At 61.7% G+C, this 22,957-nt stretch carries 24 protein-coding genes and 1 tRNA gene; 10 read left to right on the plus strand and 15 right to left on the minus strand.

Translation table 11 applies throughout. The features are described 5' to 3' along the window. Window positions 1-14: 14 nt before the first annotated feature. The 6 genes from ACR0MM_RS17650 to ACR0MM_RS17675 form a co-directional block, all read right to left on the minus strand. Window positions 15-1,097 carry an energy transducer TonB family protein gene (locus tag ACR0MM_RS17650; protein WP_480697642.1) on the minus strand — a complete coding sequence of 361 codons (1,083 nt, stop codon included), beginning with the start codon at window positions 1,095-1,097 and terminating at the stop codon, window positions 15-17. Then, entirely contained in the window at window positions 1,094-1,471 is a 378-nt protein-coding gene (locus ACR0MM_RS17655) for an ExbD/TolR family protein (protein ID WP_170343511.1), read from the minus strand. The genes ACR0MM_RS17650 and ACR0MM_RS17655 overlap by 4 nt, the downstream gene beginning before the upstream one ends. Window positions 1,472-1,475: 4 nt before the next feature. Continuing rightward, complete coding sequence (locus ACR0MM_RS17660) at window positions 1,476-1,802, minus strand: ExbD/TolR family protein (protein WP_480697644.1); 327 nt, start codon at window positions 1,800-1,802, stop codon at window positions 1,476-1,478. A gap of 31 nt (window positions 1,803-1,833) precedes the next feature. Next, the gene (locus ACR0MM_RS17665; RefSeq protein WP_480697646.1) at window positions 1,834-2,499 is read right to left on the minus strand and encodes a MotA/TolQ/ExbB proton channel family protein; all 666 of its coding nucleotides are present in this window, start codon (window positions 2,497-2,499) and stop codon (window positions 1,834-1,836) included. Then, entirely contained in the window at window positions 2,496-2,837 is a 342-nt protein-coding gene (locus tag ACR0MM_RS17670; RefSeq protein WP_244952491.1) for a hypothetical protein, read from the minus strand. Before ACR0MM_RS17670 ends, ACR0MM_RS17665 begins: the two co-directional genes overlap by 4 nt. Before the next feature lie 259 nt (window positions 2,838-3,096). Then, window positions 3,097-4,221: an ROK family transcriptional regulator gene (locus tag ACR0MM_RS17675; RefSeq protein ID WP_480697671.1), complete on the minus strand. Its 1,125-nt coding sequence runs from the start codon at window positions 4,219-4,221 to the stop codon at window positions 3,097-3,099. Between the two features lie 306 nt (window positions 4,222-4,527). Between ACR0MM_RS17675 and ACR0MM_RS17680 the strand changes: the two genes are divergently transcribed. The 4 genes from ACR0MM_RS17680 to ACR0MM_RS17695 all read left to right on the plus strand — a co-directional run bounded on the left by ACR0MM_RS17680 (window position 4,528) and on the right by ACR0MM_RS17695 (window position 8,095). Continuing rightward, on the plus strand, window positions 4,528-5,496 hold the full coding sequence (locus tag ACR0MM_RS17680) for a sugar ABC transporter substrate-binding protein (protein WP_170366448.1): 969 nt from the start codon (window positions 4,528-4,530) through the stop codon (window positions 5,494-5,496). A 114-nt stretch (window positions 5,497-5,610) separates the two neighbouring features. Then, window positions 5,611-6,684: an ABC transporter permease gene (locus ACR0MM_RS17685; RefSeq protein WP_480697648.1), complete on the plus strand. Its 1,074-nt coding sequence runs from the start codon at window positions 5,611-5,613 to the stop codon at window positions 6,682-6,684. Beyond that, window positions 6,684-7,460 carry an ATP-binding cassette domain-containing protein gene (locus ACR0MM_RS17690; protein WP_170442155.1) on the plus strand — a complete coding sequence of 259 codons (777 nt, stop codon included), beginning with the start codon at window positions 6,684-6,686 and terminating at the stop codon, window positions 7,458-7,460. The genes ACR0MM_RS17685 and ACR0MM_RS17690 overlap by 1 nt, the downstream gene beginning before the upstream one ends. After that, a complete protein-coding gene (locus ACR0MM_RS17695; protein WP_170530437.1) occupies window positions 7,457-8,095 on the plus strand; it encodes a nucleoside/nucleotide kinase family protein in 639 nt (212 codons plus the stop codon). The genes ACR0MM_RS17690 and ACR0MM_RS17695 overlap by 4 nt, the downstream gene beginning before the upstream one ends. Here the strand turns inward: ACR0MM_RS17695 and ACR0MM_RS17700 are convergent. The 6 genes from ACR0MM_RS17700 to ACR0MM_RS17725 all read right to left on the minus strand — a co-directional run bounded on the left by ACR0MM_RS17700 (window position 8,092) and on the right by ACR0MM_RS17725 (window position 12,007). Further along, window positions 8,092-8,610 (minus strand): GNAT family N-acetyltransferase, encoded by a 519-nt coding sequence (locus tag ACR0MM_RS17700; RefSeq protein WP_170436452.1) that lies wholly within the window; start codon window positions 8,608-8,610, stop codon window positions 8,092-8,094. The two genes, ACR0MM_RS17695 and ACR0MM_RS17700, sit on opposite strands and share 4 nt — an antisense overlap. Continuing rightward, on the minus strand, window positions 8,607-9,161 hold the full coding sequence (locus ACR0MM_RS17705) for a helix-turn-helix domain-containing protein (RefSeq protein ID WP_170342880.1): 555 nt from the start codon (window positions 9,159-9,161) through the stop codon (window positions 8,607-8,609). The genes ACR0MM_RS17700 and ACR0MM_RS17705 overlap by 4 nt, the downstream gene beginning before the upstream one ends. A 108-nt stretch (window positions 9,162-9,269) precedes the next feature. Beyond that, window positions 9,270-10,283, minus strand: coding sequence for a Fe(3+) ABC transporter substrate-binding protein (locus ACR0MM_RS17710; protein WP_480697651.1), 1,014 nt, complete (start codon window positions 10,281-10,283; stop codon window positions 9,270-9,272). 151 nt (window positions 10,284-10,434) lie between these two features. Next, the gene (locus tag ACR0MM_RS17715; RefSeq protein ID WP_480697653.1) at window positions 10,435-11,598 is read right to left on the minus strand and encodes a WD40/YVTN/BNR-like repeat-containing protein; all 1,164 of its coding nucleotides are present in this window, start codon (window positions 11,596-11,598) and stop codon (window positions 10,435-10,437) included. Window positions 11,599-11,713: 115 nt separating this feature from the next. Further along, a complete protein-coding gene (gene ykgO, locus ACR0MM_RS17720; protein WP_005648635.1) occupies window positions 11,714-11,839 on the minus strand; it encodes a type B 50S ribosomal protein L36 in 126 nt (41 codons plus the stop codon). 93 nt (window positions 11,840-11,932) lie between these two features. After that, window positions 11,933-12,007 (minus strand) — tRNA-Val (locus ACR0MM_RS17725). A 148-nt stretch (window positions 12,008-12,155) separates the two neighbouring features. Here ACR0MM_RS17725 and ACR0MM_RS17730 point away from each other — a divergent pair. Further along, window positions 12,156-13,016 (plus strand): N-formylglutamate amidohydrolase, encoded by an 861-nt coding sequence (locus ACR0MM_RS17730; RefSeq protein WP_480697655.1) that lies wholly within the window; start codon window positions 12,156-12,158, stop codon window positions 13,014-13,016. 6 nt (window positions 13,017-13,022) lie between these two features. Here the strand turns inward: ACR0MM_RS17730 and ACR0MM_RS17735 are convergent, their stop codons facing one another. Together ACR0MM_RS17735 and pyrF are read right to left on the minus strand one after the other, a co-directional pair. Continuing rightward, the gene (locus ACR0MM_RS17735) at window positions 13,023-14,276 is read right to left on the minus strand and encodes a DNA polymerase IV (protein ID WP_480697657.1); all 1,254 of its coding nucleotides are present in this window, start codon (window positions 14,274-14,276) and stop codon (window positions 13,023-13,025) included. 373 nt (window positions 14,277-14,649) lie between these two features. After that, on the minus strand, window positions 14,650-15,366 hold the full coding sequence (gene pyrF, locus ACR0MM_RS17740) for an orotidine-5'-phosphate decarboxylase (RefSeq protein ID WP_170373399.1): 717 nt from the start codon (window positions 15,364-15,366) through the stop codon (window positions 14,650-14,652). 87 nt (window positions 15,367-15,453) lie between these two features. On the opposite strand from pyrF, the gene ACR0MM_RS17745 reads away from it, so the two are divergent. The 3 genes from ACR0MM_RS17745 to clpB all read left to right on the plus strand — a co-directional run bounded on the left by ACR0MM_RS17745 (window position 15,454) and on the right by clpB (window position 19,870). After that, entirely contained in the window at window positions 15,454-16,710 is a 1,257-nt protein-coding gene (locus ACR0MM_RS17745; protein WP_480697659.1) for a tetratricopeptide repeat protein, read from the plus strand. 100 nt (window positions 16,711-16,810) lie between these two features. After that, window positions 16,811-17,125, plus strand: a complete 315-nt coding sequence (locus ACR0MM_RS17750) for a hypothetical protein (RefSeq protein WP_093965477.1) — start codon at window positions 16,811-16,813, stop codon at window positions 17,123-17,125. A 126-nt stretch (window positions 17,126-17,251) separates the two neighbouring features. Beyond that, a complete protein-coding gene (clpB, locus tag ACR0MM_RS17755; RefSeq protein ID WP_480697661.1) occupies window positions 17,252-19,870 on the plus strand; it encodes an ATP-dependent chaperone ClpB in 2,619 nt (872 codons plus the stop codon). A gap of 64 nt (window positions 19,871-19,934) precedes the next feature. Here clpB and ACR0MM_RS17760 read toward each other — a convergent pair whose 3' ends face one another. Beyond that, the gene (locus ACR0MM_RS17760; RefSeq protein ID WP_170368111.1) at window positions 19,935-20,918 is read right to left on the minus strand and encodes a hypothetical protein; all 984 of its coding nucleotides are present in this window, start codon (window positions 20,916-20,918) and stop codon (window positions 19,935-19,937) included. A gap of 224 nt (window positions 20,919-21,142) precedes the next feature. Between ACR0MM_RS17760 and msrP the strand changes: the two genes are divergently transcribed. Together msrP and msrQ are read left to right on the plus strand one after the other, a co-directional pair. Further along, the gene (gene msrP, locus ACR0MM_RS17765; protein ID WP_480697663.1) at window positions 21,143-22,045 is read left to right on the plus strand and encodes a protein-methionine-sulfoxide reductase catalytic subunit MsrP; all 903 of its coding nucleotides are present in this window, start codon (window positions 21,143-21,145) and stop codon (window positions 22,043-22,045) included. Between the two features lie 4 nt (window positions 22,046-22,049). Then, the gene (gene msrQ, locus ACR0MM_RS17770) at window positions 22,050-22,664 is read left to right on the plus strand and encodes a protein-methionine-sulfoxide reductase heme-binding subunit MsrQ (protein WP_480697665.1); all 615 of its coding nucleotides are present in this window, start codon (window positions 22,050-22,052) and stop codon (window positions 22,662-22,664) included. Window positions 22,665-22,957: the final 293 nt, after the last annotated feature.

Genomic DNA, 22,957 nt, shown 5'->3' on the forward strand with positions numbered 1-22,957 from the left:
CAGCAAAGGCCCGATTAGCCGTTCTGAAAGTAGAACGACAGCTTCCGGCTGACCCCGCCCGGAGGTCTCGGGAAGGGCGATGCGCGGCGGACCTGTTCCTTGGCGGCCCTGTCGACCTCGGTCGAGCCGGAACTGTCGATAATATCGACCCAGGCCAGTGTTCCGTCCGGATTGATTTCAAAGAAGACTTTGGCAAAGCCGCGAACCGAGACATAGACCGGGGGAGTTCTGTTGAGGTGGACAAGAACCTGCCCGGCGTAATTGGTGACATTCGAGTTTCCCGGGCCTCGACCGCCGGACTGATTGGAATTGCTCCCTCGGGTGAAGGCATCGACCCCCTGTCGGCGATAGGTCGTCAGCGGTGAGTCGATCTGCTTGTTGGGAAATCGCAGGTTGTCAAAACTGTCCAGCCGGCTGGCCCTTTGGTCGGGTACCGGGGCCGCAGCAGGGGGCCGGTCCGGAAGGCGCGGGCGGATCGATGTTGCAACCGCCAGATCCGAGACGCCGTCTTCGGTGTCGCTTTCGACCGGTTGCTGCTCCTCCGCCGGCACTGAGGGGTCCGGGATCGGCGAGGGGGCCGGCAGGGCTGCCAGTTGCTCTGGTTCCGAAACCGGGTCCTCTATGGGTTCGACCGGTGCTTCGGGCGCCGCTGCGGACTGCGTTTCGGCTTGGACGGGGGGTGTTTCATCCACCTCATCGGCGGCCTGCCGATCACCTTCGACCGAGTCCGCCGGCTCAACTATTTCCGGAACGGGCTGATCAGGCTGCACCGGGTTGGTTTGTCCGATATCAGGCGAGTTGACCTTTTGCGGGTCCGACGAGGCGACCAGTGTTTCGCTGACGGGTATTTCGGCCCGGTCCGGCTCTGTCGGCTGTTCGACATCGGGCTCCGGCTCTTCTGCGGGGGTTGGCGGCTCGGGCGGGGTCGCGGTTTCCGCCAGATCCTCGAACGCGTTGCCCAAGGCAACCGTGTCCGGTTGCGAACCGGCCGTCGCAGGTTCCGCAGAATCCCGCGCGGCTGGCAGCAGCAGGAAAAGGTGGAGCAGCACCGAAAGCACAACGGCCAGCGCCGCGACAAACAGAGATTCCCGGATCATTCGAGCGCCCGTTCGGTCACCGCAAAGACTGCGGTGGCGCCGAGACGGCGCAAGGCGCCGGTGACTTCGATCAGGCGTGCCCCGGAAACGTTCCGGTCAGGCACGATCCGCACGGGTTCTTCCCCCCGGCCGGTCATGTAGGTCTGCGGATCCGTCGGGGTCCCGCGAAAGCTGAGCGTCCCGTCAGCGTGAAGAACCAGTGCATCGGGTGGTTCGCGGCCATCCAGATCGGATGTGTTGACCAGTTCCAAGTCCGGGTCCAACGGTTGAGCTACGGTTCCGGCGATCAAAAAGAAGATCAGCATCAGAAAGACCACGTTGATCAACGGAATGGTCGAGTCGCGCTTGCGGCTTGGGCGGTCGTGGCGGATCATGGCATCACTCCAGAACCGTTACCGACAGACCGTCGAGGCCGCGCAGTTTCACCAGAAAGTCAACAAGCCGTTGGGCGGTGACGTCGCCGTCAAGACTGACCAGCACCTGTCCGGGCTGCAGTGCCTGTGACAATTCATCCAGCGAGAGCGGTGCTCCGTTCAGCACCACGCGGTCCGCCCCCAATTGCACAAAAGCGCGATCCGACGGGGCGCTGGGCTCTGATGGGCCCGCGGCAGCGCTGCTGAGTTGAATTTCTCCGAATGTCGAAAAGGTCGACGTCAGCATGAAGAACAGCAAAAGCAGAAAAATCACGTCGATGAGCGGTGTCATCGACATGGCGCGCCGAACAAATGGGGCCGCGTTACGCATGTCCCGGCGCGGCGACAAACGCGGTGCTTGTCGTTGCTGTAGGCAGCGCCTGGGTCGGTACGAGGATCGTGCGCAAGGCCTTGTCTGCGAACACCCGCTCGCGCGCGGTGCGGCTTTCGAACCAGGAGAGGACCATGGATGTGGGCATCGCAACCGCCAGACCCACCGCCGTCGTCACCAGCGCAACCCAGATCCCACCAGCCAGCAGCGACGGATCCACACCGGCTCCGGCCGTCTGCAGGCTTTGGAACGCTTCGATCATGCCCAGAACCGTACCGAACAACCCCAGCAACGGGGCCAACTGCGCGACCGTATCCAAAAGCCGGAAACCGCGCTCGAGCCCGGCCAACGCCAGTCCGGCTTCGGCGTCCAGCCGTTCGTCCAGCCCCACCGTATCCGGGGCGTTCATTGCCGCACCCACGATCGGGGCAAGGTAGCTGCTGCTGGCGGCCAGACGCTCGCGCGCAGTGTCGTGGTCTCCGGCATCCCAGGCCGCCAATGCCTGGGACAGCACCCTATGGCGGCCGACGCCACAGGCCGCAAACTGCCAGAGCTTGTAAATCGAAACCGCTACGGTCAAGATCGACATCACAAGAAGGATCGCCACTACTGGCCCGCCCAGTGCAAGGATCTGGCCAAGCGCGTTGAAGATGTTCATCCCAAAAGCTCCATTTCCAAGCGGCTGGTCACCGACAGGGCCGAATTGCAAAGATCACTCTCGGAACCGCCTGTTACGCAGGAACTGGCTCCGTTTATCAGAACGCGCCCGACCGTTGCGCATGGTCTGTCAGGCAGGTCGAACTGGCGCACACGCGGGCGGTCCTGCGGCAAATCCCGAAAATCGAACAATGACAGTTTGATCACCGAACCCTGCGTGTCGAAGATCACGGTTTCGAAAACGGCTTTGTCGATCGCCTGTCCGGTTTCGTTGGTGATCAGAAATGACAGCCGACAGGCCTGCCCCACATCCTGCGCCGCGTTGAGTTCCAGTGACAACCCTGCGCCATCGGCGTCAGATGATTGCGCACTGGCCGCAAACGGGAGGGCTGACCATGCGATAAGGGCGGGAAAAAGGTGACGCAGTTTCAATGATAGAACCTCATTCTGAACACGTGGTACCTGCAGCCCGCCAAGCAGTGCTAGCGCCGTGCCTGTAATATCTTAGACCGGCTGTACGGGGAAGGGTTGGCGGGGGCTTTGTGATCGTTCGTCAGGCGAAACCTCGCCAATATTCTTGTATGTCCGCGGCTGTCGCTCAGGTTTCGACAAGATATCTGTCCGACAGAGGCAGGCTGGCTGCCCCCAGGGCGCGGGCATCCGGACCAACCGACCCGGCCAGAACCGAGGGCTGCTCGAGCCCGGTAAAGTTCAGCCGGCAGAGATGCGTCTCAACACGTTCGATCAAGCGCGCGGTAACGCTCTCGGGCATCCAGCCATCGATTTTCACCGTTTCAAAGTCGATCAGGCTGCAGGAAGACAGGATCGCGTAGGCCAGACCTTTCGCGGCCTCGTCCATCCATGCCTCTAGAAGCATATCCGGGATGTCCCAATGGTCCGGGGTCTCCCACATGTGGAAGGGATCCAGCCCTGCGGCGACAAGCTTCTGCTCAAGCACGCACAGGCTGGCGACATCGATCAGGGGTTTGACTTCGCCCGAGCCGACGGGAACCGGCAACGGACCCAAGGCGCCTGCATTCCCGCGCCCGGAAAAAATGACGCCGTTCAGGACGACTCCCCCGCCAATGAAGTACCCCATGTAGAAATACAGAAAGTTCCGCGGCCTTTCGGATGGCCCGAACACCAACTCTGCCCCGCAAGCCGCGGTGGCATCATTCTGCAAATAGACGGGGATGTCTCGCGCTTGGGAAAGACTGGCTTGCAGATCGGCTGAGCGCCATGGATCCATCCTTTCTTGTGGGACATTCAGGGTCTGCGCCCAATCCCAGAGATAGAAGGGCATCGCAATGCCCAACCCGGCAACCCGGTCACGCGATGTTGCCGGCATCTGGTGTATCATCCGGTCCAATGTGCCCGTGGCGAAATCCAATGTCGCACCGGGGGTGGGATAGTCATAGGTCTCGCGGGCGCGATCCCGTACTTTGCCGAGGAAATCGGTCAATACCAGCTCGGTGCTGCGGCGGCCGACCTTCAGCCCCAGAAAATAGGCCCCATCCGGATTCAGGCGCATTGGCACTGAGGGTTGCCCAACCTTGCCACGTTGTGGCTCGCCCCTCAGCAGCAACCCATCGCTTTCCAGTTGGCGCATGATCACCGACACAGTCTGCGCCGACAATCCGGTCATGCGGGCCAGCTCCGATTTGGCGAGCGCTTGGTGCCGGCGAACCAGCGACAGCACCAGTCGCTCGTTGTGGGCGCGCATGCCACTTTGGTTCGTCCCGCGCACGGTCGAAACACGCTCGGGCGGATTGCTCTGCGCTGATTGTTCCTCGGGCACGGGCCGCTCCTCCTTCAGTCAAGAATGTGGATGCGCCTACCCAGTGTCAATAATAAATAAGAGTGATTTATTTATTGACAGAACCCGAGAATCACCGGATGGTTTTACACATGGGAGCCGGCAGAATTCCGTTCGGATTCCTTAGATGCCCGTCGGGTATCGGAGATATTGGGAGGAAAAGCCTTGAAGATTTCAGCATTTGCCGGCGCGACCGCGCTGGCCTTTACAGCCATGGCAGGCGCTGCCGCCGCGCAGGACACGGTCTGCCTGATCACCAAAACCGACACCAACCCCTTCTTCGTGAAGATGAAAGAGGGTGCCACCGCCAAGGCCGAAGAGCTGGGCATGACGCTCAAGGCGTTTGCCGGCAAGATCGACGGCGACCATGAGACACAGGTGCAGGCGATCGAGACCTGCATTCTGGACGGCGCCAAGGGTATCCTGTTGACCGCATCCGATACCTCGTCGATCGTTCCAGCCGTCCAGCAGGCGCGCGACGCGGGTGTGTTGGTCATCGCGCTGGATACACCGCTCGAACCGATCGACTCGGCGGACGCGACTTTTGCAACCGACAACTTTCTGGCGGGCGAACTGATCGGCAAATGGGCCGCAGCCACGCTGGGAGACGAAGCCCAGAATGCGAAGATTGCCATGCTGGACCTGGCCGTCAGCCAGCCCTCGGTCGGGGTGCTGCGCGACCAGGGATTCCTGCAGGGCTTCGGCATTGACTTGGGCGACCCGAACAAATGGGGCGACGAGACCGACCCGCGCATCGTAGGCCATGACGTCACCGCCGGGAACGAAGAGGGTGGCCGCAAGGCCATGGAGAACCTTCTGGCCAAGGATCCGATGGTCAACGTGGTCTATACGATCAACGAACCGGCTGCCGCCGGTGCGTATGAGGCGCTCAAGGCCATCGGCCGCGAAAACGATGTGCTGATCGTTTCGGTCGACGGCGGCTGCCCCGGTGTGCAGAACGTGGCCGACGGTGTGATCGGCGCAACCTCGCAGCAATACCCGCTGCTGATGGCGTCGCTTGGCGTCGAGGCGGTCAAGAAATGGGCCGACGAGGGCGTGAAGCCCGAGAACACGCCCGGCAAGGACTTCTATGACACCGGTGTTGCGCTGGTGACGGACAAGCCGGCCGAAGGCGTCGAGTCGATCTCGGTCAAAGAGGGCATGGACCTCTGCTGGGGCTGATCTGATCCCTTCAGGGGCCGCAGCACGCGGCCCCTGAATTGAACCACGACCTCACCCGAAATTTTGCTAGAGTCGCCCCAAGACGGGAGCTTGACGCATGGGGGAACCTCACTGATGTCCGAAACATCGAGACAGTCCGACGATTTCGAAGCCGCGGCCAAAGGCAGCCCGGAACAAGTTGCCGAATTCGAAGATCACCACCGCGGTTTCATAGGGACGGTCCAACACTTTCTGCATGTGAACCCGTCGCTGGTGCCGCTGATCGTTCTGGTCGCGGCGATCCTGATTTTCGGCGCCTTGCTTGGGGCCAAGTTCTTTTCGCCATTTGCACTGACCCTGATCCTGCAGCAGGTGCAGATCGTCGGCATCGTGGCCGCCGCCCAGAGCCTGGTGATCCTGACCGCCGGGATCGATTTGAGCGTGGGCGCGATCATGGTCATGTCCTCGGTGGTGATGGGCCAGTTCACCTTCCGCTATGGGCTGCCGCCCACGGTGGCGATACTGTGCGGTCTGGCCATCGGGACCGCCATCGGCGCGGTGAATGGTTTCCTGGTCAGCCGGGTCAAGTTGCCGCCCTTCATCGTGACGCTGGGCATGTGGCAGATCGTACTGGCCGCCAACTTCCTGTATTCACAGAATGAAACCATCCGATCGCAGGAAATCGAAACCAACGCCCCGATCCTTCAACTGTTCGGCGCCAAGTTCAATGTCGGCGGGGCTGTGTTCACGGTCGGGGTGATCTTCATGCTGGTGCTGATCCTGGTTCTGGCCTATGCGCTGCGGCATACCGCGTGGGGGCGCCATGTCTATGCCGTGGGCGACGACCCCGAAGCCGCCGAGCTGTCGGGCGTGAACGTCCATCGCACGCTGATGTCGGTCTACATGCTGTCAGGGCTGATCTGCGCCTTTGCCGGCTGGGCGCTGATCGGGCGCATTGGCTCGGTCTCGCCCACCTCGGGGCAGTTGGCCAACATCGAAAGCATCACCGCCGTCGTGATCGGAGGCATTTCTCTGTTCGGGGGGCGCGGATCGATCCTGGGCTCGTTGTTCGGGGCGCTGATCGTTGGCGTGTTTACCCTCGGACTGCGGTTGTTGGGCGCGGATGCGCAGTGGACCTTCCTTCTTATCGGTATCCTGATCATCGCCGCCGTGGCCGTGGACCAGTGGATCAGAAAGGTAGCAGCGTGATGGAACCCATTCTCAAAGGGCGCAATCTGGTCAAACGCTATGGCAAGGTCACGGCGCTGGATCATTGCGATTTCGACCTGATGCCGGGCGAGATCCTGGCCGTGATCGGCGACAACGGGGCGGGTAAATCGACCCTGATCAAGGCGGTTTCCGGTGCCGTCACCCCGGATGAGGGCGAGATCTGGCTGGAAGGCCGCAAGGTCGATTTCCACTCGCCCATCGATGCTCGTGAAGCCGGGATCGAAACGGTCTATCAGACGCTGGCCATGTCGCCCGCTTTGTCGATCACCGACAACATGTTCATGGGGCGCGAGATCCGGCGCAAGGGACCGTTGGGTTCGGTGTTCCGGATGCTCGACCGTCCGGCGATGGAGAAGTTCGCCCGCGACAAGCTGAACGAACTGGGGCTGATGACGATCCAGAACATCAACCAAGCGGTCGAGACTCTGTCGGGTGGACAGCGTCAGGGTGTGGCCGTGGCCCGGGCCGCGGCGTTCGGGTCCAAAGTCATCATCCTTGATGAACCCACCGCGGCGCTTGGCGTCAAGGAAAGCCGGCGGGTTCTGGAACTGATCCAGGACGTGAAATCGCGTGGCATTCCGATCATTCTGATCAGCCACAACATGCCCCATGTGTTCGAAGTGGCCGACCGCATCCATGTGCATCGGTTGGGCAAGCGGCTCTGCGTGATCGACCCCAAGGACTACACCATGTCCGATGCCGTGGCCTTTATGACGGGCGCCAAAGAGCCCCCGGAACAGGATCGCGCGGCATGACGGCCGAAGGGTCATCGCCACAGGCGCTGGCCGAGCGGATCGCCGACGCCGCAGCCGGGCTGGCGAGCGGCGAAGCGCGCCAGCTTGTCGCCGTGGCCGGGCCGCCGGGCGCGGGGAAATCCACGGTGGCCGCGCTTGCCCAACAGGCGCTGCAGGGGCGCGGCATTCCGACCGGGCTGCTGTCGATGGATGGTTTCCACTATGACAACCAGATCCTGACGGCACGCGATCTGCTGCCGCGCAAGGGTGCGCCCGAGACATTCGACCTGCCGGGCTTTCACGCCTTGGTGCGCCGCCTTCAGGCCGAAGACGAGGTCGCCGTGCCCGAGTTCGACCGCGTGCTCGACAAGTCCATCGCCGCCTGTTCGTTCGTGACCCGCGACCAGAAGGTGGTGATCGTCGAGGGAAATTATCTCCTGCTGGACGAACCGGGATGGAACGATCTGAGCGATCTGTGGGCGCTGACCGTGTTTCTGGACGTGCCCCTGCCGACGCTCGAGGCGCGGTTGCTGGACCGTTGGATAGGGCTGGGCCTGCCGCGCGACGAAGCCGAGAGCCGAGCCTTCGCCAATGACATTCCCAACGCCCGGCGCGTGGTGCAGAACTCGGGCGCGGCCGACCTGGTGCTGCGTTAGCCCAGCGCCTTGTACATGTAGGTGGTGGGTTCGAACACGGGTTCGAACGGGTTGCGGCAATAGCCGGGAATCTCTCCGGCAGTTTCAAAGCCCAGGCTCTGGTACAGGATGCGCGACGGGTCGGTGCTGCGCGTGTCCAACACCAAAAGGGTTCTGCCCAGTTCGGTGGCGCGCTTTTGCAGGGCGTGCATCAAGGCGCGGCCCAGCCCGCGCCGCCGTGCGTCGGGATGCACCAGCAGCTTGGCCACATCGGCGCGGTGCGGCTGGTTGGGCATCGCAGCCGGAATCAGCTGAACCGTCCCTTGGATGCGTCCGTCGCCATAGGCCACGAAAAGATCCAGATCTCCGGCTGACAGCGCCGGGCGCACGCGTTCCTGCCAATAGGCGCGCGCGGCGTCATGGGAAAACGGCAGAATGAACCCTATACTGGCGCCGGCATGCACGCAGCCATGCAGGATATCCGCCAGATCCTCCACCGCCTGGTCAAAGGTCGTTTCGGTCAGGCGTGTAATCATATCAGCACCAGGATGTAGCGGGCGCCGCGGGACGCCTCGGTTTCAAAACGGGTCGCGCCTGACAGATGATAACGCAGGCAATCACCCCCGTTCAGCGCATGGGACGTTCCATCAACGGTCAGGGTCAGTGCGCCATCCAGCACGATCAAGTGATGTTCCTGCCCGGGACGAGGCGGTGCGTCATAGGTGATCGTTGTGCCGGGTGGGAGGTGACATTCCAGAACCTCGCCCGTCAGCCCCGCCGAGGGGGGCGACACCGACCGGCGCGTGAACCCGGTTTCGGGGTCGCGCCATTCGATCTGCCGTTCGTAAGGAACCTTGGGGTCGAAGCTGTCCTCGACCATCATCAACAGGCGCGACATAGGCAGCCCGTAGGCTGCGCATAATCGGCCAAGATTCTCGGCCGTCGGGCTGACCTCGGCCTTCTCCATGCGCGACAGGGTGGCCCGGCTGACCCCGCTGGCCTGCGCGAGTTGTTCAAGCGACCAGCCCCGGCTGCGGCGCAGGTCGCTCAGATGGCGCGCGAGGCGGCTGGACAGGTTGTCTAGCATTTCTCATATCCGAGAATCAGTTTCGATAATGAGAAATGTAGCAGAAATAAATCAAATAAAAAGGGGCGCCTGTGCTGCGCCCCTTCAACTGCTCGATATGATGTCGGCTTACTTCCAGCCAACCTCGTTGAAGATCTTCTGGGCCTCGGGGATGTCCTTGGCGACTTCAGACAGGTTCACTTCATCGGCCTTGAATTCACCCAGAGCGGCCACGTTCTCGGCCAGCTCAACACCTTGGACGGCGGGGAATTCATCGTTGCCGTTCGAGAAGTAGACCTGTGCCTGATCGCTGGCGAGGTATTCCAGGAACTTGACCGCATTGTCCTTGTTCGGGGCATGGGCCGCGACGCCCGCACCCGACAGGTTCATGTGTGCGCCTTCGGCATCCTGCGCGGGGAATTGAATTCCGATCATGTCGACGCTGTCCGACAGGCCCTTGACGTCTTTGCGCAGGGCACGTGCAAAGTAGTACGAGTTCGACACGGCGATTTCGCATTCACCGGACACGATTCCACGCAGCTGATCGGTGTCGCCGCCCTGAGGTTCACGCGCCATGTTGGCCACGACGCCCTCGGCCCATTCTTTGGCCTTTTTGGCACCATGATGGGTGATGATCGAGGCCAGCAGGGTCTGGTTGTAGGTGTTGCTGGACGACCGGATGCAAACCAGCCCTTTGTATTCAGGGTCGGCCAGATCCAGGTAGGTGGCCGGCGGTTTGGTCACGTCATTCTTGTCGTAGAAGATGATGCGCGCGCGCTGCGAGAAGCCGAACCACTGGTTGTCTTCGTCCTGCAGGTTGGCGGGGATGCGCTCTTCCAGAACGTCGCTGTCGACCGCCTGCAGCAGGCCGGCGTTCTTGGCCCGCGCCAGGCGCGAGGTGTCCACGGTCAGCAGGATGTCGGCGGGCGAGTTCGCGCCTTCGGCTTCCATCCGCGCGATCAGCTCGTCGGCCTTGCCTTCGATGCGGTTGATCTTGATGCCAGTGGCTTCTTCGAAATCGGTGTAGAGACGCTCGTCGGTGTCGTAATGGCGCGAGGAGTACAGGTTCAGCTCGCCTTCAGCGGCGGCCGATCCGGCGATCAGGGCCGACAGTGCGGCGGCGATAAAGCTCGTGGTTTTCATCTGTGGATGTCCCGGTTGTCGAATCTCATGAGCGGGGTATTTCCCGACTGATTTGCTCAATTAAACGATTCCGGGTGGGATGCAAGAAAATCCGACAAAATTACTTGGTCTAATTTGCCGCAGCGTGTTTAAGTGCGCCGGACAGGCATGGCTAGCGCGCGCGTTGAATTGTCTCGACCGACAAAATGGTCGGCAAATGCCTGGCGATCTCGGTCCAGGTTTCGCCTTCGTCGGCGCTTGCAAACACCGAGCCGCTGTTGGTTCCGAAATAGACACCCGCAGGGTCGCAACAATCTCCTGCCATCGCCTGGCGCAGAACCGTGAAAAAGCAGCTGGTCTGCGGCAGCCCTTCGCGACAAGCGGTCCAGCTTTGGCCACCATCGGTCGATTTCCAGACCGCCGCCGCCGCATCCGGCGGATACCGTCCGATGCTGTCTCCATTCAGGGGAATGGTCCAGATCGTATTGGGATCGTGGGGATGGACGTGGATTGGGAATCCAAAGGTCGACGGCAACCCGCCCGAGATATCGTCCCAGCTGCGCCCGTCATCGGACGAACGCCAGACACCATGATGGTTCTGTTGATACAGCAGCCCTTTGGTGCCGGGCGCCCGGACCATGTTGTGTACGCAATGACCGATTTGACCGTCCCGCGGCGCGGCCGGATGGTCGTGCTGCCCGCAACTCTCGGCGTTCGACAGCCGGTTGCGCCGCTCCCACGTAGTGCCGCCGTCTTCCGAGGCGAATACTCCGGCCGCCGATATGCCCACCCACAGCTTTTGCGCATCGTCTGGATCGGCAACGATCGTGTGCAGCACCAAGCCTGCGGCCCCCGGTGACCAGTCTTCGGCTGAGGGGTGATCGGTCAGGCCATTGACCGTTTCCCAGGTCTGCCCAGCATCCGAACTGACCAACAACCGCGCCGGTTTTGTTCCCGCGTACAATGCCCCGCCCGTATGATGCAGCGACCAGATCTGCGAGAACTCGTCGCCGAACGGTGCTGCTTCCCCGGTCCATCCGATTAACTCGGCAAAGTCGGGATCGTTCGCGGCCCACTCGTCCTGCTGCCCTTGGGTGAGCTTGGTGACCTCCCAGCTCTGGCCCCCATCCTCGGAGCGCCATACGCCGGCTCCGTGCCAGTCGCCGCCGCCGCCGGCCCAGAGTGTCCCGGTTTCGTCATCTCCGACGACGTGGTTGATGGGCCAGCCACCGCAATGCGGACCCGTAACGCGCCAAGATGCGCGCTCGCGGTCTCCGATGATCACGAAGGCACCCTTGGTGGTGCCCACCAGTATGTCGATGCAAGAGTGTTTCATCCGTTTCGCGCTCCCGGCTGTTTTCAACAGCCTAACACGAACGGTCAGTCTCGGCGCGCGGCACAAAAAAACCGCGCCCGGAGGCGCGGTTCTTTGAAACAGCGATTTGCCGTTCTCAGCCCTGACGAGCTTTGAACTTGCGCTGCGTCTTGTTGATCACATAGACGCGGCCTTTGCGACGCACAACCCGGCAGTCGCGGTGCCGGTTCTTGAGCGAGCGGAGCGAGTTCTTGACCTTCATGGTCTCTCTCCAATTCTGCGGCGCCTTCATCAAGGACGTGGCCAGCGCCTGGGTTAGCGGGTGCCCCGGGTCAGACCCGAAACAGTGAAACGATGGTGGGCGGTACAAGGATCGAACTTGTGACCCCTTCGATGTCAACGAAGTGCTCTACCGCTGAGCTAACCGCCCACTTTCCCTTTGCGTATCCTGCCCCATAACGAAACGGGGCGCGGATCTCCGCGCCGGTGGAGGGGTCTATAAAAGGAGTCGCGAAGGGGTTCAAGGGGTTTGGTCCAACAATTTTCCGGTCTATGTTATCGGCAAAGAAGGAGAGGCCATGCACAGCGCCGCATACGCTTTGGAAATGCCCGCAGAACGCACGTCGTGCGTTGTTTTTTCTTCGCCACATAGCGGCCGGAACTATTTGCCGGGCTTTCTGGATCGTTCGGTTCTGAACCGCAATGTGATTCGCTCTTCCGAAGATGCCTTTGTCGATCAACTGTTCGCTTCCGCCTCGATCCATGGCGCACCGTTGATTGCGGCGCAGATGCCGCGCGCGTTCCTTGACCTCAACCGCAGCGCCGAAGAACTGGATCCTGCGTTGATTCTGGGCGCGCGCCGCCAGGGGCACAACCCGCGCGTGGTATCGGGGTTGGGCGTGATCCCCCGTGTCGTATCCAACGGTCGCGCAATCTACAGCGGCAAGCTTACGATGGACGAAGCGCGCCTGCGCATCGACACCTATTGGCGCCCCTATCACGCCCGCCTGAAGTCTCTTTTGGCCGAATCGATCGACATGTTTGGACAGGCCATTCTGATCGACTGCCACTCGATGCCGCACGAGGCCGTTGCCATGGCCGGGAACCCCAAGGGGCGCCGTCCCGAGATCGTGCTGGGGGATCGATTCGGTGCCTCGGCATCGGGCGTCATTGTTGATCAGATCGAAGCGGCCTTTTCGTCCGCCGGTCTGACCGTGGCCCGCAACACGCCCTTTGCAGGGGCGTACGTGACCCAGACCTACGGGCGTCCTGCCCGCCATCAGCATGCGATTCAGATCGAGATCGACCGGGCGCTCTACATGAATGAGAACACGATCGAGCCCAACGCCAATTTCCTGGCGTTCAGGGATATCCTGGAAGAAGTGATCGCGGATATCGCCCGAATTGGTCCTCAGCCGGCACGGTTGGCCGCCGAATAGTAAGAGCTACCGCAGCGCTCGGCCCTTAACGATTGCATCAGTTCCATATTTTCGGCGGATCTCGTCTGTCGCACGTTCTGCTTTCGAGCGTTGCGTGGCTCCGGGGTCCAGCAGGTCGCCGGATATGTCGGCCTGATCTTCGGCGCACAGGTCTGACAATCCGCAGCCCAGCAGACGATAAGGGCCCTGATCGCCGACCTGATCGAACAGCCCGCGGGCGGTGCGGTAGATGCGGTCGGCCATCTGCGTCGCATCCCGCAAAGAGACCCGGCGGGTCAGCAATTTGTGGTTGGCCTTCTTGAGCTTCAGCGTCACGACCCGCCCGGCCAGCCCCTTGGCCTTCGCACGGTCGGCCACCTTTTCGGCCATGCGCCAAAGGTGGCCGTCCAGAGTGTCGGGGTTGGCGGTGTCCTCGAAAAACGTTGTTTCATTGCTGATCGACTTCATCGGCTCGTGGGCTGAAACGCGCCGCTTGTCCTGCCCTCTGGCCAGGTGCCACAGCCGATAGCCCATCGAGCCGAAGCGCGCCGTGAGGGCCTCTTGATCCCATCGCAGCAAGTCCGAGAATATGCGAATGCCGGCCCGTTCCAGTGACTCCTGCGCAGCCGGTCCGATGCCCCAGATCAACCGCACCGGCTTGTCGTTCAGAAACTCGGCGGTTTCCGCCTTGCCGATCACGGAAAACCCGCGCGGTTTGTCCAGGTCGGACGCCACCTTGGCCAGAAACTTGTTGTGCGAAAGCCCGATCGAGCCTGTCAGGCCCAGCTCGTCTTTCATGCGTTTGACTAGCCGTGCCAGCATCACCGCGGGCGGCGCGCCATGCAGTCGCTGGGTGCCTGACAGGTCCATGAACGCCTCGTCCAGTGACAGGGGTTCGATATCCGGCGTCAGTTCGTCCATCATCGCGCGGATCTGCCGTGAGACCTCGACGTAGACGGACATGCGCGGTTTGATCACCACTGCGTCCGGGCAAAGTTTCAGCGCCTGAAACATTGGCATCGCCGAGCGTACGCCGCGAATACGCGCCACATAGCAGGCCGTTGACACCACGCCACGCCGCCCCCCGCCGATGATCACCGGCTTGTCCGCCAGTTCGGGGTTGTCGCGCTTTTCGACCGAGGCATAGAACGCATCGCAATCCATATGGGCGATGGTCAGATCGAACAGCTCTGGATGCCGCAACACCCGCGGGCTGCCGCAGGAGGGGCAGCGCCGTTCGTCGTGAAGACTGGCAAGGCAATCGCGACAGAGAGCGGGCATCATTTCCTTTCCACGGGCACCGCGAATGAGCGGTCTGTCCGAGGTGCCAAAAGTACAACACAGCACGCTGCAGCGCAAAGCGATTGAACGAAAAGGTGGGGCCGACAAGAAGACCCCCCGCAGTTTCGCGGGGGGAGGTAACGGGCCTCAGGAAGACGCGGCCCGTTGGGGAGTGTCTCTTGATCAGAATCGCCCAAAAATGTCGATTTCGATAGGCCTACGAAACAGGTCCCAAAACTCGTGTTTTTCATGTGTGTTTTGGGGCACAGAGGCAATTTGGCGCGGCAGCGGCCAAAAGTGACGCAAGGTCAACCGCTTGCGGGCCAAATCGTGCTTCTGGAATCGGGATTTGACGCGACTTGCCCTCGAAATGTTACACCGAACGCAACTCGGCCAGTACGGCGTCGGCTGCAGCTTTGGGGTCGGCGGCCTGATAAATCGGCCGCCCGACCACGATGTGATCGGCCCCGTCACTGATTGCGGCGGCGGGTGTCGCGACGCGTTTCTGATCGCCAAGATCCGATCCGGACGGCCGCACGCCAGGGGTGACGATCAGTCGGCCGTTGGCCTGGGGCAGGGCGCGGATCGGGGCCGCCTCTTGCGGACTGGCGATCACGCCGTCGGCGCCCGCCTCGAATGCGCGGGCCGCGCGTTCCAGAACCATGTCCTGCATGTCGCCGGACTTCATCAAACCTGCATCCAGATCGTCACGGTTCAGCGAGGTCAGGATGGTCACCGCCAGGATCTTCAGGTCCTTGCCTGCTGCGCCTTCCTTGGCGGCACGCACAACGTGGGGGTCGCCATGCACCGTGAGGAAATCCAGATCGAACTGCGCCAGCCCCCGCACTGCATTCTCGACCGTGTTGCCGATGTCGAACAGCTTCATGTCCAGAAAGATGCGCTTGCCGTGCTCCTGCTTCAACTCGTTTGCCAAGGCCAACCCACCACCGGTCAGCATCCCCAGACCGATCTTGTAAAACGATACCGCGTCGCCCAGCGTCTCGGCCATTTTCAGCCCTTCCAGTGCGTTGGGTACGTCGAGGGCGACGATCAGGCGGTCATCTGCGGTTTGGGGCAGGGCTTTGGGCATTGTTTCGACCTTTCAGGCTTGACGGGATCGGCGCTTCTGTAGAGCGTGTGGCGCAATCAGACAAGAAAAGACGCAGGGAAGTAAGGGATGATACGGTTGGGTGTGGTGGCTTCGGCAGCTGTTTTGGCCGGGGCGGGCGCTGTCTGGGCCGGCGAAACGGATTGCGGAGAGGCCCGGCTGGTCTGGGCGGACGTCAAAGACAGCGGGTCGGCGGCGGCCATCCAAAGCTTTGCCGAGGTCTATGCGGAGTGCCCGATCTACTCGCAGCTTGCACGCGAGCAACTGGCCGAATTCAATGGAGGTGCTCCCGAACCGGAGGAGGTCAGCGTCCCCAAAGAAGACACACGACGCCTGCTTGTCACCGACCTGCGACCCCGGCCGGAACCAAACCCCGACGATCCGCCATACGAGCCCGACTATTCGGACGGAGAATATGAGTGCCTGATGGCCGCTGCCGCTCCGGGCCAGTCGCCCTATTTCGACGGGGTGGAATGGGCGGACATGGACGCTGAGGACGCAATCGGCATCTGCGCCGATACCCTGTTGAACGCGGACGAAGCTGATGCCGAGGTTGTGGCGGCGTTTGCCCGCGCGCTTCTGAAGGGCGGCGAATTGCAGATGGCGCTCGAGTTTTCCGAAATGGCTGCGATGGAGTGGAGCGGGCTCGCCATGAACACGCTCGCTTCGCTCTATAACGAGGGTCAGATCGTTCCCGAAAACGATGAAACGGCGTTCGGGTGGTACATGGCGGCCGCCGATGCCGGCCTGTCCATGGGAATGCACAACGTGGCATACGGCTATGAACACGGGGATGGTGTCGCGCCCGACATCGACAAGGCGCTCGAGTATTATGAACGGGCTGCGTTCTTTGGGTATGATCCTTCTATGGTCCGCCTTGGCATCTTCCATCGCGACGGAATGCATGTCGCACAGGATATGGACCGCGCGGTCGACTATCTGGAGCGGGCCGCCGATCACGGAAACGTCGATGCTGCGGTGCATCTGGGCTTGATCTACGAAACCGGCCAGAACGGATATCCCAAGGATATCGAAAAGGCGCTGGAGTATTATTTCCGGGCCGCCGAAGAGGATGACGTCGTGGCTCTGCATAATCTGGGGTCGCTGACCTATCACGGGCGGGACGGCGTGCCCCAGGACACGCAGGCGGCTTTTGTCCTGTGGGGCAGAGCGGCCGAACTTGGCCATATGGCCTCGCAGCGTAAGTTCGGCCGGCTGCTGCACGAGGCGGGCGAGATCGAAGGCGCGTTGAAATATTACCGTCTTGCGGCCGAGCAGGGCGACGACGTTGCAACAAAACTGATCCGGGAAATCGAAGGCGATTGACCGCCACGGCTGGCAGGGGAGGCCCTGGTTTCCCCGCTTTGGCCCAACTGTGCTATGATGCCGCCATTCAGGACCAAAAATTGCACCAAAGGGACAGACCATGAAGCACCTATTTCCGCTGGCCGCCGTGGCCGCGCTCGCCGCTTGTGACGACACCCCTCCACAACCCGAGACGGGCGCTGCCCCGCCACCCACCAACGACGATTTGTACCTGGTCGGCGGCTATCGGTCCGAAGATGACTGGTGCCAGTTGACCGGCGAAACCGCCTTTACCGTCAATTTCCTGGACCACACGGCCGACCTTGTCTCGTGCCCCACCGGCAGCGCCGCCGCGCAGTCGTTGGTCGAAATGCAGAATGCTCAGCAGGTGGCCGAAACCGGCGGCTATACCGTCTATACGATTCCCCGCGGCTGAGCGTTTTTTCGCCCGCTACCCTCTTGAAGCAGCGGGAACATTTCCCAAATTGATCCATGAGGCCCGGACCACTGCGTGCTGCCAAGCAGGCGCAAATTTAACGGGCGCTTGGAAAAGGAGAATGCCATGGACTTGAACAAGTTCACCGAGCGTGCACGAGGTTTCGTGCAGGCGGCGCAAACCATTGCGCTGCGCGAGGGACACCAGAGACTGGCTCCCGAACATATTCTGAAAGCACTGATGGATGATGACCAGGGGCTGGCCAGCAACCTGATCAAACGTGCGGGCGGCGCGCCCGAGCGCGTGGTCGAGGCGCTGGATGTTGCCCTGGCCAAGATCCCGAAGGTCAGCGGCGACGCGGGCCAGGTTTATCTGGACGGTCAGACCGCCAAGGTTCTGGACGAGGCCGAGAAGATCGCCAAGAAGGCCGGCGACAGTTTCGTGCCGGTCGAGCGCGTGGTGATGGCGCTGTGCATCGTCAAATCCAAGGCCAAAGAGGCCCTGGAAGCTGGTGCCGTGTCCGCCCAGAAGCTGAACGAGGCGATCAACGACATCCGCAAGGGCCGCACCGCCGACAGCGCCAATGCCGAAGAAGGCTATGACGCGCTGAAGAAATATGCCCGCGACCTGACCGAGGCCGCCCGCGAGGGCAAGATCGACCCGATCATCGGCCGCGACGAGGAAATCCGCCGCGCCATGCAGGTTCTGTCGCGCCGGACCAAGAACAACCCGGTTCTGATCGGTGAGCCCGGTGTGGGTAAGACCGCCATCGCCGAAGGTCTGGCTCTGCGCATCGTGAACGGCGACGTTCCGGAATCGCTGAAGGACAAGAAGCTGCTGGCGTTGGACATGGGTGCCCTGATCGCCGGTGCGAAATACCGTGGCGAGTTCGAGGAACGCCTGAAGGCCGTTCTGAACGAGGTCACCGCCGCCGCCGGCGAGATCATCCTGTTCATCGACGAGATGCACACGCTGGTGGGTGCCGGCAAATCCGACGGTGCGATGGATGCGGCCAACCTGATCAAGCCCGCGCTGGCGCGGGGCGAGTTGCACTGCATCGGTGCCACCACGCTGGACGAGTACCGCAAATACGTCGAGAAGGACGCGGCCCTTGCCCGCCGGTTCCAGCCCGTCTACGTGCAGGAACCCACGGTCGAGGACACGATCAGCATCCTGCGCGGCATCAAGGAGAAATACGAGCTGCACCACGGCGTGCGCATATCGGATTCGGCGCTGGTGTCGGCCGCGACCTTGTCGCACCGCTACATCACCGACCGTTTCCTGCCTGACAAAGCGATCGACCTCGTGGACGAGGCCGCCTCGCGTCTGCGCATGGAAGTAGACAGCAAGCCGGAAGAGCTGGACCAGCTGGATCGCCAGATCCTGCAACTCCAGATCGAGGAAGAGGCGCTGAAGCTTGAAGATGACGCGGCTTCGAAAGATCGGCTTGAAGCCTTGCAGAAGGAACTGGCCGAGCTCAAGGAGAAATCCGCCGAGCTGACCGCCCAGTGGCAGGCCGAGCGGGACAAGCTGGCCAGCGCCCGAGAGCTGAAAGAGCAGCTGGACAAGGCGCGCGCCGAGCTGGAGATCGCCAAGCGCGAGGGCAACCTGGCCAAGGCCGGTGAGCTGTCCTATGGCGTGATCCCCGAGCTGGAGCGCAAGCTGGCCGAGGCCGAAAGCCAGGAAAGCAACGCGGTCATGGCCAAGGAAACGGTGCGTCCCGAACAGATCGCGGCCGTGGTCGAACGCTGGACCGGTATCCCGACCTCGAAGATGCTGGAAGGCGAGCGCGAAAAGCTGCTGCGCATGGAAGAAGCGCTGCATACCCGCGTGGTCGGCCAGGACGAGGCCGTGCGCGCCGTGGCCAATGCCGTGCGCCGGGCCCGGGCCGGTCTGAACGACGAGAACCGCCCGCTGGGCTCGTTCCTGTTCCTCGGCCCGACCGGTGTGGGTAAGACCGAGCTGACCAAGGCCGTCGCCGAATACCTGTTCGACGACGAACAGGCGATGGTGCGGATCGACATGTCCGAGTTCATGGAGAAACACGCCGTCGCCCGCCTGATCGGTGCTCCGCCGGGCTATGTCGGGTATGAGGAAGGTGGCGTTCTGACCGAAGCCGTCCGTCGCCGGCCGTACCAGGTGGTGCTGTTCGACGAGGTCGAGAAGGCGCATCCGGACGTGTTCAACGTGCTGTTGCAGGTGTTGGACGATGGTGTCCTGACTGATGGCCAGGGCCGTACGGTCGACTTCAAGCAGACGCTGATAGTGCTGACCTCGAACCTTGGGTCGCAGGCGCTCAGCCAGTTGGCCGAAGGGGCCGACACGGCGCAGGCCAAGCGCGACGTGATGGACGCGGTCCGGGCGCATTTCCGGCCCGAGTTCTTGAACCGTCTGGATGAGACCATCATCTTCGACCGGCTTCAGAGGTCGGACATGGATGCAATCGTCGACATCCAGCTGTCCCGCCTGCGGAAGCGGCTTGCTGGGCGCAAGATCGATCTTGTGCTGGACGATGCCGCCAAGGAGTGGCTGGCCAACGAAGGCTACGACCCGGTCTTCGGGGCGCGTCCGCTCAAGCGCGTTATCCAGCGTGCCCTGCAGAACCCGCTGGCCGAGGCTTTGCTGGCCGGCGACATCCGGGATGGCGACACCGTGCCGGTAACTGCCGGACCTGATGGTCTGATCATCGGCGACCGGTTGGGCACCAGCGACCGCTCGCGCCCGGACGAGGCCGTGGTCCACTAACCTGCGGCTTGGCTGAAACAGGAAAGGCCCGCCAGAAATGGCGGGCCTTTTTCATGCGCACCAATCAGTCGTGGTTCTGACGGCTTTTGCGCAATGCTCGCAAGTCGTCGGCACTCAGGCGCGGACCGGACTCGGGCGATGGTGGTGGTGCCGGCGGAGCCATGCGCTGGGCCGGATCCACCATATGGCGGCTGGGGCGCCCGCCCTGCAGTTTCAGATAGGCCAATACCGCGCCAGCGGATTGCAGGCTCAGCCCCCAAAGCCCGACCAGGATAAAGCTGAGAAACAAGGCCACTGCAGGCCAGATCGGGTTTTCGATGGCGCCACCGCGGAATAGGCCTTCGATTTCGGTAACGGACGTTGCCAACGCCGGTAGCCCCGCCACGAAGGCCACGGCCAGAAAGGCGAGGACGTAAAGCACCATCATCGATACATAGCTGATGGCTACCAAAGCAAAGAGCGGCCAAAAGGAGGCACCCAGATTGCGGAAGGGCGTATAGGGTCGGTCGTCCGGGTCACTGCCCAAGGCTGCGGCGGCCAGGGGAACCAGCAGACTGGCCCGCGCAGCCGAGGCTACCGTGAATACCGCAACCGTGACGACGAGGCCCGCCACCGAAACCGACGCGCCGGCCGAGGTCAGCCAGTCCAGGGCCGGTGTTTCGGGGGTCTTGGTCAGATCGACCAGATTCGGCGCGACCTGAACAAAGGCCAACCCGACCACTGGCGCAAGGATCAGGCCGATCGCAAGAGACTCCGCCGCGCCATAGGCAATGGCGGGAACGATCAGCTTGCGATAGCCCACACCGGGTCGGATCAGCTTCGACTGGAACCCGAACCGGGCGCCGACCATGATCGGGATCACGCCGGATGAGGCGCTGATCAGGAAGGTTGCGATGAACAGTGTTCCGGGCAGGATCAACCCGATGACGAACCCGATCACGCCACCCAACGCGCCGTATAGAAAAAGGCCGATGAGCAGGATCGGGAACGTCACCGCAAAGCGCCACAGGATCGAAAGGGACAAAGGAATGGTTTTGGTCAGTAACACGGGGCGGCCTTCACACAGTCTCTGGTGGTTTTGGCGATACCTTATCGGATGTGCAGCTTCCATCCCGTTGATGCCGTTCCAAACAGGTGTTCGTCTGTGCGCGACGGGAATGCAACGTAGGCTTCGTTACAGTCCCGTCTCTCAATCGTGACGCAAGTTGCGTTGGTCCGGTGCTAAAACGGGGCTAACTCAAGGCTGATTTTTGTAATTGAACGGAGAACGGAATGGCGCACCGCTGGATCAACACCCTGACACATGCCGATACGACCCCGCGGGCGGCGTTCCTGAACCGCCGACAGATCATGGCGGGACTCGCCGGATCGGGACTGGCGATGATCGCGGGCCGTGCAGGTGCGGAAGATGCGCTGGAGCAGAACACGTGGGAAGAGATCACGTCCTACAACAACTACTATGAGTTCGGGACCCGCAAGGACGACCCTGCGAAATACGCCCATACCCTCAAGACCGAACCATGGAGCGTCACGATCGACGGGTTGGTTGACCGTCCGGGAGAGTACGATTTCCAGGACATCATGTCCGAAATGACGATCGAAGAACGCATCTACCGTTTCCGCTGTGTCGAGGCCTGGTCGATGGTCGTGCCGTGGAACGGGTTCGAACTGGCCGATCTGCTGAACATGGCCGGTGTGCAGGAGGGGGCGAAATACGTGGCCTTCGAAACCGCGCTGCGCCCCGACGAGATGCCGGGCGTTGCATATCCGGTTCTGGACTGGCCGTATCGGGAAGGTCTACGGCTGGATGAAGCCATGCATCCGTTGACGATCATGGCGACGGGTATCTATGGCCGCCCGATCCCCAATCAGAACGGCGCCCCGCTGCGCCTGGTGGTTCCGTGGAAATATGGCTTCAAGTCGATCAAATCCATCGTACGCATCACTTTGACCGAGGAAGAGCCGCCAACCAGTTGGAACATGGCCAACCCGCGTGAATACGGGTTCTACAGCAACGTGAACCCGACCGTGGATCATCCGCGGTGGTCTCAGGCCTCGGAACGCCGCATCGGCGGCGGGTTGTTTGCAAAGCGACAACCAACACTGATGTTCAACGGTTACGAAAAAGAGGTCGCAGGGCTTTATAACGGCATGGATCTCAGGGAATACTACTGAGGCCATGCACAAGCTGAACCACATACTGCGCCGCGTTCCTGTCTGGGCGGTCTACATCGCCGGATTGGTTCCGGTGCCCTGGTTGTTCTACCAAGGCATGACCGGTGGCCTTGGGGTCGAACCGATCGAGGCTTTGGAACATGAATATGGAGAACTGGCGCTTCAGTTGTTGATCCTGGGTTTGGCGGTCACGCCGCTGAGGCGGCTCACCGGCTTGAACCTCATGAAGTTCAGGCGGGCCATTGGCGTTTTGACCCTATCCTATGTGGCGTGCCATCTTTTGGTTTGGCTGGTTCTGGACGTGCAAGACCCAGGTCAAATCTGGGCAGACATTATAAAGCGACCCTACATTACGGTCGGCATGGCGGCATTCGTTCTGATGCTGCCGCTTGGGATCACGTCGAACAATGCCTCGGTCCGGTGGCTGGGGGCGGCTTGGCGGCGCCTGCACAAGCTGGTCTACCCGGCAGCCATTCTTGCGGGGCTGCACTACGCCATGCTGGCGAAGGGCTTTCAGATCGCGCCCCTGATCTACCTGTTAGTGATTCTTGTCCTGTTGCTGCTGCGCCTGCCCAAACCGGCATTCAATACGGCGTCCCGGCACGCCGATTCCGCGTGACTCGGGCGCTGGCCTGTGGGTAACCATGTGGGCAAGTCATACAGTGAGTGTTTTTGCACTGCGAGGCCTGGGCGAAAACTGAGTCCAGGGGAGACGTGACGGGATCAATATACTGAAAATAAACAATTATTCTTGTTTTCGCGATTTTTTCCCAATTCCTGTCATTTTCTGCTTGCGGTGATTTGTAGTTATCCTTAGAACGCCCTTCACCGGCGCTGCTGAGGCGGTGTTGGTTGGTCGGAGTGACGGCCTGACGGACTGGAAAGACGGTTGAGACGCCTGGGAGAGACCGG

The sequence above is a fragment of the Ruegeria sp. BC6 genome (genome assembly GCF_056539185.1).